Consider the following 13,618-nt stretch of genomic DNA (forward strand, 5'->3'; position numbering starts at 1 on the left):
AAATGCGGTAACTTAGAGATTAGGATTGCGGAGAATAACAACCGTCGTTCTCATCGCGTAATCTCCGGATATCGACCCATAACGGGCAATGATAAAAGGAGTAACCTGTGAAAAAGATGCAATCTATCGTACTCGCACTTTCCCTGGTTCTGGTCGCTCCCATGGCAGCACAGGCTGCGGAAATTACGTTAGTCCCGTCAGTAAAATTACAGATAGGCGATCGTGATAATCGTGGCTATTACTGGGATGGAGGTCACTGGCGCGACCACGGCTGGTGGAAACAACATTATGAATGGCGAGGCAATCGCTGGCACCCACACGGACCGCCGCCACCGCCGCGCCACCATAAGAAAGCTCCTCATGATCATCACGGCGGTCATGGTCCAGGCAAACATCACCGCTAAATGACAAATGCCGGGTAACAATCCGGCATTCAGCGCCTGATGCGACGCTGGCGCGTCTTATCAGGCCTACGTTAATTCTGCAATATATTGAATCTGCATGCTTTTGTAGGCCGGATAAGGCGTTCACGCCGCATCCGGCATTGACTACAAACTTAACGCTGCTCGTAGCGTTTAAACACCAGTTCGCCATTGCTGGAGGAATCTTCATCAAAGAAGTAACCTTCGCTATTAAAACCAGTCAGTTGCTCTGGTTTGGTCAGCCGATTTTCAATAATGAAACGACTCATCAGACCGCGTGCTTTCTTAGCGTAGAAGCTGATGATCTTAAATTTGCCGTTCTTCTCATCGAGGAACACCGGCTTGATAATCTCGGCATTCAATTTCTTCGGCTTCACCGATTTAAAATACTCATCTGACGCCAGATTAATCACCACATTATCGCCTTGTGCTGCGAGCGCCTCGTTCAGCTTGTTGGTGATGATATCTCCCCAGAATTGATACAGATCTTTCCCTCGGGCATTCTCAAGACGGATCCCCATTTCCAGACGATAAGGCTGCATTAAATCGAGCGGGCGCAGTACGCCATACAAGCCGGAAAGCATTCGCAAATGCTGTTGGGCAAAATCGAAATCGTCTTCGCTGAAGGTTTCGGCCTGCAAGCCGGTGTAGACATCACCTTTAAACGCCAGAATCGCCTGGCGGGCATTCGCCGGCGTGAAATCTGGCTGCCAGTCATGAAAGCGAGCGGCGTTGATACCCGCCAGTTTGTCGCTGATGCGCATCAGCGTGCTAATCTGCGGAGGCGTCAGTTTCCGCGCTTCATGGATCAACTGCTGGGAATTGTCTAACAGCTCCGGCAGCGTATAGCGCGTGGTGGTCAACGGGCTTTGGTAATCAAGCGTTTTCGCAGGTGAAATAAGAATCAGCATATCCAGTCCTTGCAGGAAATTTATGCCGACTTTAGCAAAAAAAGAGAATGAGTTGATCGATAGTTGTGATTACTCCTGCGAAACATCATCCCACGCGTCCGGAGAAAGCTGGCGACCGATATCCGGATAACGCAACGGATCAAACACCGGGCGCACGCCGAGTTTACGCTGGCGTAGATAATCACTGGCAATGGTATGAACCACAGGCGAGAGCAGTAAAATGGCGGTCAAATTGGTAATAGCCATGCAGGCCATTATGATATCTGCCAGTTGCCACATCAGCGGAAGGCTTAGCAAGGTGCCGCCGATGACCGTTGCGAAGGTGCAGATCCGCAAACACCAGATCGCTTTAGGGTTGTTCAGGCGTAAAAAGAAGAGATTGTTTTCGGCATAAATGTAGTTGGCAACGATGGAGCTGAAGGCAAACAGAATAACCACGAGGGTAACAAATTCAGCACCCTAGGAACCCATTAGCACCCGCATCGCCTTCTGGATAAGCTGAATACCTTCCAGCGGCATGTAGGTTGTGCCGTTACCCGCCAGTAATATCAGCATGGCGCTTGCCGTACAGATGACCAGGGTGTCGATAAAAATGCCAATCATCTGGACAATCCCTTGTGCTGCCGGATGCGGAGGCCAGGATGCAGCTGCCGCTGCCGCGTTTGGCGTCGATCCCATTCCCACCTCATTGGAAAACATACTGCGCTGAAAACCGTTAGTAATCGCCTGGCTTAAGGTATATCCCGCCGCGCCGCCTGCCGCTTCCTGCCAGCCAAAAGCACTCTCAAAAATAGACCAAATGACGTGGGGAAGTTGCCCGATATTTATTACGCAAATCACCAGGCTGGTCAGTACCCAGATTATCGCCATCAACGGGACAAACCCCTGCATGAGCCGGGCGACGCCATGAAGACCACGAGTGATTGCCAGCAGAGCAAAGACAGCGAGAATAATGCCCGTCACCAGCGGAGGAAAATCAAAAGAAAAACTCAGGGCTCGGGCAACGGCGTTCGCCTGAACTCCGCTGAAAATTATGCCGTAGGCGATGAGCAAAAAGACGGCGAACAGAACGCCCATCCAGCGCATCCCCAGCCCGCGCGCCATATACCATGCCGGTCCGCCACGAAACTGCCCATTGACGTCACGTTCTTTATAAAGTTGTGCAAGGGAACATTCGGCAAACGAGGTCGCCATGCCGATAAACGCAGCAACCCACATCCAAAAGACGGCACCTGGTCCACCGGCGGTAATTGCCAGCGCAACGCCGGCCAGGTTGCCGCTACCCACGCGCGCCGCAAGACTGGTACACAATGACTGAAATGAGGTTAAACCGCCTGGCTGTGGATGAATGCTATTTTTAAGACTTTTGCCAAACTGGCGGATGTAGCGAAACTGCACAAATCCGGTGCGAAAAGTGAACCAACAACCTGCGCCGAAGAGCAGGTAAATCATTACCGATCCCCAAAGGACGCTGTTAATAAAGGAGAAAAAATCTGGCATGCATATCCCTCTTATTGCCGGTCGCGATGACTTTCCTGTGTAAACGTTACCAATTGTTTAAGAAGTATATACGCTACGAGGTACTTGATAACTTCTGCGTAGCATACATGAGGTTTTGTATAAAAATGGTGGGCGATATCAACGCAGTGTCAGAAATCCGAAACAGTCTCGCCTGGCGATAACCGTCTTGTCGGCGGTTGCGCTGACGTTGCGTCGTGATATCATCAGGGCAGACCGGTTACATCCCCCTAACAAGCTGTTTAAAGAGAAATACTATCATGACGGACAAATTGACCTCCCTTCGTCAGTACACCACCGTAGTGGCCGACACTGGGGACATCGCGGCAATGAAGCTGTATCAACCGCAGGATGCCACAACCAACCCTTCTCTCATTCTTAACGCAGCGCAGATTCCGGAATACCGTAAGTTGATTGATGATGCTGTCGCCTGGGCGAAACAGCAGAGCAACGATCGCGCGCAGCAGATCGTGGACGCGACCGACAAACTGGCAGTAAATATTGGTCTGGAAATCCTGAAACTGGTTCCGGGCCGTATCTCAACTGAAGTTGATGCGCGTCTTTCCTATGACACTGAAGCGTCAATTGCGAAAGCAAAACGCCTGATCAAACTCTACAACGATGCAGGTATTAGCAACGATCGTATTCTGATCAAACTGGCTTCTACCTGGCAGGGTATCCGTGCTGCAGAACAGCTGGAAAAAGAAGGTATCAACTGTAACCTGACCCTGCTGTTCTCCTTCGCTCAGGCTCGTGCTTGTGCGGAGGCGGGCGTGTTCCTGATCTCGCCGTTTGTTGGCCGTATTCTTGACTGGTACAAAGCGAATACCGATAAGAAAGAGTACGCTCCGGCAGAAGATCCGGGCGTGGTTTCTGTATCTGAAATCTACCAGTACTACAAAGAGCACGGTTATGAAACCGTGGTTATGGGCGCAAGCTTCCGTAACATCGGCGAAATTCTGGAACTGGCAGGCTGTGACCGTCTGACCATCGCACCGGCACTGCTGAAAGAGCTGGCGGAGAGCGAAGGGGCTATCGAACGTAAACTGTCTTACACCGGCGAAGTGAAAGCGCGTCCGGCGCGTATCACTGAGTCCGAGTTCCTGTGGCAGCACAACCAGGATCCAATGGCAGTAGATAAACTGGCGGAAGGTATCCGTAAGTTTGCTATTGACCAGGAAAAACTGGAAAAAATGATCGGCGATCTGCTGTAATCATTCTTAGCGTGACCGGGAAGTCGGTCACGCTACCTCTTCTGAAGCCTGTCTGTCACTCCCTTCGCAGTGTATCATTCTGTTTAACGAGATTGTTTAAACGGAAAAATCTTGATGAATACTTTACGTATTGGCTTAGTTTCCATCTCTGATCGCGCATCCAGCGGCGTTTATCAGGATAAAGGCATTCCAGCGCTGGAAGAATGGCTGACATCGGCGCTAACCACGCCGTTTGAACTGGAAACCCGCTTAATCCCCGATGAGCAGGCGATCATCGAGCAAACGTTGTGTGAGCTGGTGGATGAAATGAGTTGCCATCTGGTGCTCACCACGGGCGGAACTGGCCCGGCGCGTCGTGACGTAACGCCCGATGCGACGCTGGCAGTAGCGGACCGCGAGATGCCTGGCTTTGGTGAACAGATGCGCCAGATCAGCCTGCATTTTGTACCAACTGCGATCCTTTCGCGTCAGGTGGGCGTGATTCGCAAACAGGCGCTGATCCTTAACTTACCCGGTCAGCCGAAGTCTATTAAAGAGACGCTGGAAGGTGTGAAGGACGCTGAGGGTAACGTTGTGGTGCATGGTATTTTTGCCAGCGTACCGTACTGCATTCAGTTGCTGGAAGGGCCATACGTTGAAACGGCACCAGAAGTGGTTGCTGCATTCAGACCGAAGAGTGCAAGACGCGACGTTAGCGAATAAAAAAATCCCCCCGAGCGGGGGGATCTCAAGACAATTAGTGGGATTCACCAATCGGCAGAACGGTGCGACCAAACTGCTCGTTCAGCACTTCACCCATCGCCAGATAGATTGCGCTGGCACCGCAGATCAGACCAATCCAGCCGGCAAAGTGGATGATCGCGGCATTACCGGCAATGTTACCGATCGCCAGCAGGGCAAACAGCACGGTCAGGCTAAAGAAAACGAATTGCAGGACGCGCGCGCCTTTCAGAGTGCCGAAGAACATAAACAGCGTAAATACGCCCCACAGACCCAGGTAGACACCAAGGAACTGTGCATTTGGCGCATCGGTCAGACCCAGTTTCGGCATCAGCAGAATCGCAACCAGCGTCAGCCAGAAAGAACCGTAAGAGGTGAATGCGGTTAAACCGAAAGTGTTGCCTTTTTTGTACTCCAGCAGACCAGCAAAAATTTGCGCGATGCCGCCGTAGAAAATGCCCATGGCAAGAATAATACCGTCCAGAGCGAAATAACCCACGTTGTGCAGGTTAAGCAGAATGGTGGTCATGCCGAAGCCCATCAGGCCCAGCGGTGCCGGATTAGCCAACTTAGTGTTGCCCATAATTCCTCAAAAATCATCATCGAATGAATGGTGAAATAATTTCCCTGAATAACTGTAGTGTTTTCAGGGCGCGGCATAATAATCAGCCAGTGGGGCAGTGTCTACGATCTTTTGAGGGGAAAATGAAAATTTTCCCCGGTTTCCGGTATCAGACCTGAGTGGCGCTAACCATCCGGCGCAGGCAGGCGATTTGCAGTACGGCTGGAATCGTCACGCGATAGGTGCTGCCGCTGACCGCTTTAACCCCATTTAATGCTGCGCCCACAGGGCCTCCCAGCCCCGCGCCGCGCAGCAAACCATGCCCAAGTACGCTCATTGCTGCGTGGGTGCGTAAAATGCGGGTCAGTTGGCTGGAAAGCAAATGCGACACACCTTTTGCCAATAATTTGTCTTTCATCAGCAGCGGCAGCAGCTCTTCCAGCTCATTCACCCTGGCATCGACCGCGTGCAGAAACTCCTGCTTATGTTCCTCGTCCATTTTCTTCCAGGTATTACGCAGAAATTGTTCCAGTAACTGTTGCTCAATTTCAAACGTAGACATCTCTTTGTCGGCTTTCAGCTTCAATCGCTTTGAAACATCGAGCAAAATGGCCCGATACAATTTACCGTGTCCGCGCAGTTTGTTGGCGATACTATCGCCACCAAAATGCTGTAATTCTCCGGCAATCAGCTGCCAGTTGCGGCGATGTTGCTCGGGATGCCCTTCCATCGATTTAAACAGTTCGTTGCGCATCAGTATGCTGGAGAGGCGAGTTTTGCCTTTTTCATTATGGGTGAGCAATCGGGCGAAATTTGCCAACTGTTCCTCACTACAATGCTGAAGAAAATCCAGATCTGAATCATTCAGGTAATTAACATTCATTTTTTGTGGCTTCTATATTCTGGCGTTAGTCGTCGCCGATAATTTTCAGCGTGGCCATATCCGATGAGTTCACCGTATGACCGGAAAAGGTGATTTTTGAGACGCAGCGTTTATTGTCGTTATCGCTGTTAATGTTGATCCAGTCAGTGGTTTGCCCTTCTTTTATTTCTGAAGGAATATTCAGGCTCTGACTGGCGCTACGGGCGGCTTTGAAATAAACCGATGCACCACTTAACTGTAAATCGCCATGGTCGGCAGAGAGTTGTATGCGTTTCACAATGCGACAAACAGGAAGTTTCAGCGCCAGATCGTTGGTTTCGTTACGCGGCATTGCAATGACGCCGAGGAGTTTATGGTCGTTTGCCTGCGCCGTGCAGCACAGCATCAGGCTAATCGCCAGGCTGGCGGAAATCGTAAAAACGGATTTCATAAGGATTCTCTTAGTGGGAAGAGGTAGGGGGATGAATACCCACTAGTTTACTGCTGATAAAGAGAAGATTCAGGCACGTAATCTTTTCTTTTTATTACAATTTTTTGATGAACGCCTTGGCTGCGATTCATTCTTTATATGAATAAAATTGCTGTCAATTTTACGTCTTGTCCTGCCATATCGCGAAATTTCTGCGCAAAAGCACAAAAAATTTTTGCATCTCCCCCTTGATGACGTGGGTTACGACCCCATTTAGTAGTCAACCGCAGTGAGTGAGTCTGCAAAAAAATGAAATTGGGCAGTTGAAACCAGACGTTTCGCCCCTATTACAGACTCACAACCACATGATGACCGAATATATAGTGGAGACGTTTAGATGGGTAAAATAATTGGTATCGACCTGGGTACTACCAACTCTTGTGTAGCGATTATGGATGGCACCATTCCTCGCGTGCTGGAGAACGCCGAAGGCGATCGCACCACGCCTTCTATCATTGCCTATACCCAGGATGGTGAAACTCTGGTTGGTCAGCCGGCTAAACGTCAGGCAGTGACGAACCCGCAAAACACCCTGTTTGCGATTAAACGCCTGATTGGCCGCCGCTTCCAGGACGAAGAAGTACAGCGTGATGTTTCCATCATGCCGTTCAAAATTATTGCTGCTGATAACGGCGACGCATGGGTCGAAGTTAAAGGCCAGAAAATGGCACCGCCGCAGATTTCTGCTGAAGTGCTGAAAAAAATGAAGAAAACCGCTGAAGATTACCTGGGTGAACCGGTAACTGAAGCTGTTATCACCGTACCGGCATACTTTAACGATGCTCAGCGTCAGGCAACCAAAGACGCAGGCCGTATCGCTGGTCTGGAAGTAAAACGTATCATCAACGAACCGACCGCAGCTGCGCTGGCTTACGGTCTGGACAAAGGCACTGGCAACCGTACTATCGCGGTTTATGACCTGGGGGGTGGTACTTTCGATATTTCTATTATCGAAATCGACGAAGTTGACGGCGAAAAAACCTTCGAAGTTCTGGCAACCAACGGTGATACCCACCTGGGTGGTGAAGACTTCGACAGCCGTCTGATCAACTATCTGGTTGAAGAATTCAAGAAAGATCAGGGCATTGACCTGCGCAACGATCCGCTGGCAATGCAGCGCCTGAAAGAAGCGGCAGAAAAAGCGAAAATCGAACTGTCTTCCGCTCAGCAGACCGACGTTAACCTGCCATACATCACTGCAGACGCGACCGGTCCGAAACACATGAACATCAAAGTGACTCGTGCGAAACTGGAAAGCCTGGTTGAAGATCTGGTAAACCGTTCCATTGAGCCGCTGAAAGTTGCACTGCAGGATGCTGGCCTGTCCGTATCTGATATCGACGACGTTATCCTCGTTGGTGGTCAGACTCGTATGCCAATGGTTCAGAAGAAAGTTGCTGAGTTCTTTGGTAAAGAGCCGCGTAAAGACGTTAACCCGGACGAAGCTGTAGCAATCGGTGCTGCTGTTCAGGGTGGTGTTCTGACTGGTGACGTAAAAGACGTACTGCTGCTGGACGTTACCCCGCTGTCTCTGGGTATCGAAACCATGGGCGGTGTGATGACGACGCTGATCGCGAAAAACACCACTATCCCGACCAAGCACAGCCAGGTGTTCTCTACCGCTGAAGACAACCAGTCTGCGGTAACCATCCATGTGCTGCAGGGTGAACGTAAACGTGCGGCTGATAACAAATCTCTGGGTCAGTTCAACCTAGATGGTATCAACCCGGCACCGCGCGGCATGCCGCAGATCGAAGTTACCTTCGATATCGATGCTGACGGTATCCTGCACGTTTCCGCGAAAGATAAAAACAGCGGTAAAGAGCAGAAGATCACCATCAAGGCTTCTTCTGGTCTGAACGAAGATGAAATCCAGAAAATGGTACGCGACGCAGAAGCTAACGCCGAAGCTGACCGTAAGTTTGAAGAGCTGGTACAGACTCGCAACCAGGGCGACCATCTGCTGCACAGCACCCGTAAGCAGGTTGAAGAAGCAGGCGACAAACTGCCGGCTGACGACAAAACTGCTATCGAGTCTGCGCTGACTGCACTGGAAACTGCTCTGAAAGGTGAAGACAAAGCCGCTATCGAAGCGAAAATGCAGGAACTGGCACAGGTTTCCCAGAAACTGATGGAAATCGCCCAGCAGCAACATGCCCAGCAGCAGACTGCCGGTGCTGATGCTTCTGCAAACAACGCGAAAGATGACGATGTTGTCGACGCTGAATTTGAAGAAGTCAAAGACAAAAAATAATCGCCCTATAAACGGGTAATTATACTGACACGGGCGAAGGGGAATTTCCTCTCCGCCCGTGCATTCATCTAGGGGCAATTTAAAAAAGATGGCTAAGCAAGATTATTACGAGATTTTAGGCGTTTCCAAAACAGCGGAAGAGCGTGAAATCAGAAAGGCCTACAAACGCCTGGCCATGAAATACCACCCGGACCGTAACCAGGGTGACAAAGAGGCCGAGGCGAAATTTAAAGAGATCAAGGAAGCTTATGAAGTTCTGACCGACTCGCAAAAACGTGCGGCATACGATCAGTATGGTCATGCTGCGTTTGAGCAAGGAGGCATGGGCGGCGGTGGTTTTGGCGGCGGCGCAGACTTCAGCGATATTTTTGGTGACGTTTTCGGCGATATTTTTGGCGGCGGACGTGGTCGTCAACGTGCGGCGCGCGGTGCTGATTTACGCTATAACATGGAGCTCACCCTCGAAGAAGCTGTACGTGGCGTGACCAAAGAGATCCGCATTCCGACTCTGGAAGAGTGTGACGTTTGCCACGGTAGCGGTGCAAAACCAGGTACACAGCCGCAGACCTGTCCGACCTGTCATGGTTCTGGTCAGGTGCAGATGCGCCAGGGATTCTTCGCTGTACAGCAGACCTGTCCACACTGTCAGGGCCGCGGTACGCTGATCAAAGATCCGTGCAACAAATGTCATGGTCATGGTCGTGTTGAGCGCAGCAAAACGCTGTCCGTTAAAATCCCGGCAGGGGTGGACACTGGAGACCGCATCCGTCTTGCGGGCGAAGGTGAAGCGGGCGAGCATGGCGCACCGGCAGGCGATCTGTACGTTCAGGTTCAGGTTAAACAGCACCCGATTTTCGAGCGTGAAGGCAACAACCTGTATTGCGAAGTCCCGATCAACTTCGCTATGGCGGCGCTGGGTGGCGAAATCGAAGTACCGACCCTTGATGGTCGCGTCAAACTGAAAGTGCCTGGCGAAACCCAGACCGGTAAGCTATTCCGTATGCGCGGTAAAGGCGTCAAGTCTGTCCGCGGTGGCGCACAGGGTGATTTGCTGTGCCGCGTTGTCGTCGAAACACCGGTAGGCCTGAACGAAAAGCAGAAACAGCTGCTGCAAGAGCTGCAAGAAAGCTTCGGTGGCCCAACCGGCGAGCACAACAGCCCGCGCTCAAAGAGCTTCTTTGATGGTGTGAAGAAGTTTTTTGACGACCTGACCCGCTAACCTCCCCAAAAGCCTGCCCGTGGGCAGGCCTGGGTAAAAATAGGGTGCGTTGAAGATATGCGAGCACCTGTAAAGTGGCGGGGATCACTCCCCGCCGTTGCTCTTACTCGGATTCGTAAGCCGTGAAAACAGCAACCTCCGTCTGGCCAGTTCGGATGTGAACCTCACAGAGGTCTTTTCTCGTTACCAGCGCCGCCACTACGGCGGTGATACAGATGACGATCAGGGCGACAATCATCGCCTTATGCTGCTTCATTGCTCTCTTCTCCTTGACCTTACGGTCAGTAAGAGGCACTCTACATGTGTTCAGCATATAGGAGGCCTCGGGTTGATGGTAAAATATCACTCGGGGCTTTTCTCTATCTGCCGTTCAGCTAATGCCTGAGACAGACAGCCTCAAGCACCCGCCGCTATTATATCGCTCTCTTTAACCCATTTTGTTTTATCGATTCTAATCCTGAAGACGCCTCGCATTTTTGTGGCGTAATTTTTTAATGATTTAATTATTTAACTTTAATTTATCTCTTCATCGCAATTATTGACGACAAGCTGGATTATTTTTGAAATATTGGCCTAACAAGCATCGCCGACTGACAACAAATTAATTATTACTTTTCCTAATTAATCCCTCAGGAATCCTCACCTTAAGCTATGATTATCTGGGCTTAGGGTCACTCGTGAGCGCTTACAGCCGTCAAAAACGCATCTCACCGCTGATGGCGCAAATTCTTCAATGGCTCGTAAAAAACGAATTATTCCTACACTATAATCTGATTTTAACGATGATTCGTGCGGGGTAAAATAGTAAAAACGATCTATTCACCTGAAAGAGAAATAAAAAGTGAAACATCTGCATCGATTCTTTAGCAGTGATGCCTCGGGAGGCATTATTCTTATCATTGCCGCTATCCTGGCGATGATTATGGCCAACAGCGGCGCAACCAGTGGATGGTATCACGACTTTCTGGAGACGCCGGTTCAGCTCCGGGTTGGTTCACTCGAAATCAACAAAAACATGCTGTTATGGATAAATGATGCGCTGATGGCGGTATTTTTCCTGTTAGTCGGTCTGGAAGTTAAACGTGAACTGATGCAAGGATCGCTAGCCAGCTTACGCCAGGCCGCATTTCCAGTTATCGCCGCTATTGGTGGGATGATTGTGCCGGCATTACTCTATCTGGCTTTTAACTATGCCGATCCGATTACCCGCGAAGGGTGGGCGATCCCGGCGGCTACTGACATTGCTTTTGCACTTGGTGTACTGGCGCTGTTGGGAAGTCGTGTTCCGTTAGTGCTGAAGATCTTTTTGATGGCTCTGGCTATTATCGACGATCTTGGGGCCATCATTATCATCGCATTGTTCTACACTAATGACTTATCGATGGCCTCCCTTGGCGTCGCGGCTGTAGCAATTGCGGTACTCGCGGTATTGAATCTGTGTGGTGTACGCCGCACGGGCGTCTATATTCTTGTTGGCGTGGTGTTGTGGACTGCGGTGTTGAAATCGGGGGTTCACGCAACTCTGGCGGGGGTAATTGTCGGCTTCTTTATTCCTTTGAAAGAGAAGCATGGGCGTTCTCCAGCGAAGCGACTGGAGCATGTGTTGCACCCGTGGGTGGCGTATCTGATTTTGCCGCTGTTTGCATTTGCTAATGCTGGCGTTTCACTGCAAGGCGTCACGCTGGATGGCTTGACCTCCATTCTGCCATTGGGGATCATCGCTGGCTTGCTGATTGGCAAACCGCTGGGGATTAGTCTGTTCTGCTGGTTGGCGCTGCGTTTGAAACTGGCGCATCTGCCTGAGGGAACGACTTATCAGCAAATTATGGTGGTGGGGATCCTGTGCGGTATCGGTTTTACTATGTCTATCTTTATTGCCAGCCTGGCCTTTGGTAGCGTAGATCCAGAACTGATTAACTGGGCGAAACTCGGTATCCTGGTCGGTTCTATCTCTTCGGCGGTAATTGGATACAGCTGGTTACGCGTTCGTTTGCGTCCATCAGTTTGACAGGACGGTTTACCGGGGAGCCATAAACGGCTCCCTTTTCATTGTTATCAGGGAGAGAAATGAGCATGTCTCATATCAATTACAACCACTTGTATTACTTCTGGCATGTCTATAAAGAAGGTTCCGTGGTTGGCGCAGCGGAGGCGCTTTATTTAACTCCACAAACCATTACCGGACAGATTCGAGCGCTGGAAGAGCGCCTGCAAGGCAAATTATTTAAACGCAAGGGACGTGGTCTCGAACCCAGCGAGCTGGGAGAACTGGTCTATCGCTATGCCGATAAAATGTTCACCTTAAGCCAGGAAATGCTGGATATTGTGAACTATCGCAAAGAATCCAATTTATTGTTTGACGTTGGCGTGGCTGATGCACTTTCCAAACGCCTGGTCAGTAGCGTACTTAACGCCGCAGTGGTAGAAGGCGAGCCCATTCATCTTCGCTGCTTCGAATCCACCCACGAAATGCTGCTGGAGCAATTAAGTCAGCATAAACTGGATATGATCATTTCTGACTGTCCGATAGACTCTACGCAGCAGGAAGGCCTGTTCTCCGTGAGAATTGGCGAATGTGGCGTGAGTTTCTGGTGTACAAATCCACCACCAGAAAAACCGTTCCCGGCTTGTCTGGAAGAACGGCGACTTTTGATTCCTGGGCGACGTTCAATGTTAGGGCGCAAATTGCTTAACTGGTTTAACTCCCAGGGATTAAACGTAGAAATCCTCGGCGAGTTTGATGATGCCGCTTTGATGAAAGCTTTTGGTGCGATGCACAATGCAATCTTCGTTGCCCCAACGCTTTATGCATATGACTTTTATGCCGATAAAACTGTCGTAGAAATTGGTCGCGTCGAGAATGTGATGGAAGAGTACCATGCTATTTTTGCTGAGCGGATGATTCAGCACCCGGCGGTACAGCGAATCTGCAATACGGATTATTCTGCGCTTTTTAGTCCAGCGGTGCGTTAATCGGCAGCTCCCCCAAAGTTAAGGTGGGGGAGATAGATTAGTTGTACATTACCACGATTTTGACTCGGCTCATTATTTGCCCGCTTGAGACATTGTTTCCATATGTACGCGGGCGAATAAATAGAGGAATCTGATTACTTCCTTCATGGGGATGCTGAAAAGAGTAGTAATTGCTTTTACCATACTGGATTTCATTCGTACCATCATTGGAGAGTTGAAAGCCTATTTGACCCGCACCGTCCTCACTGTTTTCTAACTCATTTTTTAATATGCTGGTTCCTGACTCCTGTATCGTCACTGGTTCAAAGTAATATTCAACGTCACTGGGTTCAAAAACTAATTCACCTTGCTCGCCCTGGATGCAGTCAAATCTTATATGATGAAACTGATAATTTTCGGTAATGACTCCAACTTACTGATAGTGTTTTATGTTCAGATAATGCCCGATGACCTTGTCATGCAGCTCCACCGAT

General features: G+C 50.1%; 13 protein-coding genes and 2 pseudogenes. 7 read left to right on the top strand and 8 right to left on the bottom strand.

The window, feature by feature from the left end; genetic code table 11:
- Positions 1-107 precede the first annotated feature (107 nt).
- The gene (locus ABZJ92_RS05780; protein WP_000738723.1) at positions 108-404 is read left to right on the top strand and encodes a DUF2502 domain-containing protein; all 297 of its coding nucleotides are present in this window, start codon (positions 108-110) and stop codon (positions 402-404) included.
- Between the two features lie 152 nt (positions 405-556).
- Here the strand turns inward: ABZJ92_RS05780 and yaaA are convergent, their stop codons facing one another.
- Together yaaA and ABZJ92_RS05790 are read right to left on the bottom strand one after the other, a co-directional pair.
- Complete coding sequence (yaaA, locus tag ABZJ92_RS05785; RefSeq protein ID WP_000906197.1) at positions 557-1,333, bottom strand: peroxide stress protein YaaA; 777 nt, start codon at positions 1,331-1,333, stop codon at positions 557-559.
- 69 nt (positions 1,334-1,402) lie between these two features.
- Positions 1,403-2,833: pseudogene (locus ABZJ92_RS05790) on the bottom strand (alanine/glycine:cation symporter family protein).
- 278 nt (positions 2,834-3,111) lie between these two features.
- Between ABZJ92_RS05790 and tal the strand changes: the two are divergent.
- Together tal and mog are read left to right on the top strand one after the other, a co-directional pair.
- Positions 3,112-4,065 carry a transaldolase gene (gene tal, locus ABZJ92_RS05795; protein ID WP_000130185.1) on the top strand — a complete coding sequence of 318 codons (954 nt, stop codon included), beginning with the start codon at positions 3,112-3,114 and terminating at the stop codon, positions 4,063-4,065.
- Between the two features lie 114 nt (positions 4,066-4,179).
- The gene (gene mog, locus ABZJ92_RS05800) at positions 4,180-4,767 is read left to right on the top strand and encodes a molybdopterin adenylyltransferase (RefSeq protein WP_001295414.1); all 588 of its coding nucleotides are present in this window, start codon (positions 4,180-4,182) and stop codon (positions 4,765-4,767) included.
- Positions 4,768-4,801: 34 nt separating this feature from the next.
- On the opposite strand, the gene satP is transcribed toward mog, so the two are convergent.
- The 3 genes from satP to ABZJ92_RS05815 form a co-directional block, all read right to left on the bottom strand.
- On the bottom strand, positions 4,802-5,368 hold the full coding sequence (satP, locus tag ABZJ92_RS05805; protein WP_000528538.1) for an acetate uptake transporter: 567 nt from the start codon (positions 5,366-5,368) through the stop codon (positions 4,802-4,804).
- Between the two features lie 148 nt (positions 5,369-5,516).
- Complete coding sequence (msyB, locus tag ABZJ92_RS05810) at positions 5,517-6,230, bottom strand: acidic protein MsyB (protein ID WP_001102351.1); 714 nt, start codon at positions 6,228-6,230, stop codon at positions 5,517-5,519.
- A 25-nt stretch (positions 6,231-6,255) separates the two neighbouring features.
- Positions 6,256-6,660 (bottom strand): DUF2541 family protein, encoded by a 405-nt coding sequence (locus ABZJ92_RS05815; protein ID WP_000843568.1) that lies wholly within the window; start codon positions 6,658-6,660, stop codon positions 6,256-6,258.
- Positions 6,661-7,036: 376 nt separating this feature from the next.
- Here ABZJ92_RS05815 and dnaK point away from each other — a divergent pair, with 376 nt between their 5' ends.
- Together dnaK and dnaJ are read left to right on the top strand one after the other, a co-directional pair.
- Entirely contained in the window at positions 7,037-8,953 is a 1,917-nt protein-coding gene (gene dnaK / locus ABZJ92_RS05820; RefSeq protein WP_000516121.1) for a molecular chaperone DnaK, read from the top strand.
- An 88-nt stretch (positions 8,954-9,041) separates the two neighbouring features.
- Positions 9,042-10,172, top strand: a complete 1,131-nt coding sequence (dnaJ, locus tag ABZJ92_RS05825) for a molecular chaperone DnaJ (protein WP_001118475.1) — start codon at positions 9,042-9,044, stop codon at positions 10,170-10,172.
- Between the two features lie 103 nt (positions 10,173-10,275).
- On the opposite strand, the gene mokC is transcribed toward dnaJ, so the two are convergent.
- Entirely contained in the window at positions 10,276-10,428 is a 153-nt protein-coding gene (mokC, locus tag ABZJ92_RS05830) for a type I toxin-antitoxin system toxin MokC (protein ID WP_000809168.1), read from the bottom strand.
- Between the two features lie 585 nt (positions 10,429-11,013).
- On the opposite strand from mokC, the gene nhaA reads away from it, so the two are divergent.
- Together nhaA and nhaR are read left to right on the top strand one after the other, a co-directional pair.
- Positions 11,014-12,180, top strand: coding sequence for a Na+/H+ antiporter NhaA (gene nhaA / locus ABZJ92_RS05835; protein WP_000681363.1), 1,167 nt, complete (start codon positions 11,014-11,016; stop codon positions 12,178-12,180).
- Positions 12,181-12,245: 65 nt separating this feature from the next.
- The gene (nhaR, locus tag ABZJ92_RS05840) at positions 12,246-13,145 is read left to right on the top strand and encodes a transcriptional activator NhaR (protein ID WP_001338226.1); all 900 of its coding nucleotides are present in this window, start codon (positions 12,246-12,248) and stop codon (positions 13,143-13,145) included.
- A gap of 37 nt (positions 13,146-13,182) precedes the next feature.
- On the opposite strand, the pseudogene ABZJ92_RS05845 reads toward nhaR, so the two are convergent.
- Positions 13,183-13,542: pseudogene (locus tag ABZJ92_RS05845) on the bottom strand (fimbrial family protein); the annotation flags it as partial.
- Positions 13,543-13,557: 15 nt separating this feature from the next.
- Positions 13,558-13,618: IS1 family transposase (locus ABZJ92_RS05850; RefSeq protein ID WP_071528444.1), on the bottom strand; the 61-nt coding region annotated here is incomplete at its 5' end.

The organism is Shigella sp. FJ200513, assembly GCF_040495915.1.
Classification (GTDB): domain Bacteria; phylum Pseudomonadota; class Gammaproteobacteria; order Enterobacterales; family Enterobacteriaceae; genus ECMA0423.

Excerpts from the sequence above, each read along its gene's own strand:
- yaaA (WP_000906197.1), bottom strand. The coding sequence starts at position 1,333 with ATGCTGATTCTTATTTCACCTGCGAAAACGCTTGATTACCAAAGCCCG.
- tal (WP_000130185.1), top strand. The coding sequence starts at position 3,112 with ATGACGGACAAATTGACCTCCCTTCGTCAGTACACCACCGTAGTGGCC.
- mog (WP_001295414.1), top strand. The coding sequence starts at position 4,180 with ATGAATACTTTACGTATTGGCTTAGTTTCCATCTCTGATCGCGCATCC.
- satP (WP_000528538.1), bottom strand. The coding sequence starts at position 5,368 with ATGGGCAACACTAAGTTGGCTAATCCGGCACCGCTGGGCCTGATGGGC.
- msyB (WP_001102351.1), bottom strand. The coding sequence starts at position 6,230 with ATGAATGTTAATTACCTGAATGATTCAGATCTGGATTTTCTTCAGCAT.
- ABZJ92_RS05815 (WP_000843568.1), bottom strand. The coding sequence starts at position 6,660 with ATGAAATCCGTTTTTACGATTTCCGCCAGCCTGGCGATTAGCCTGATG.
- dnaK (WP_000516121.1), top strand. The coding sequence starts at position 7,037 with ATGGGTAAAATAATTGGTATCGACCTGGGTACTACCAACTCTTGTGTA.
- dnaJ (WP_001118475.1), top strand. The coding sequence starts at position 9,042 with ATGGCTAAGCAAGATTATTACGAGATTTTAGGCGTTTCCAAAACAGCG.
- mokC (WP_000809168.1), bottom strand. The coding sequence starts at position 10,428 with ATGAAGCAGCATAAGGCGATGATTGTCGCCCTGATCGTCATCTGTATC.
- nhaR (WP_001338226.1), top strand. The coding sequence starts at position 12,246 with ATGTCTCATATCAATTACAACCACTTGTATTACTTCTGGCATGTCTAT.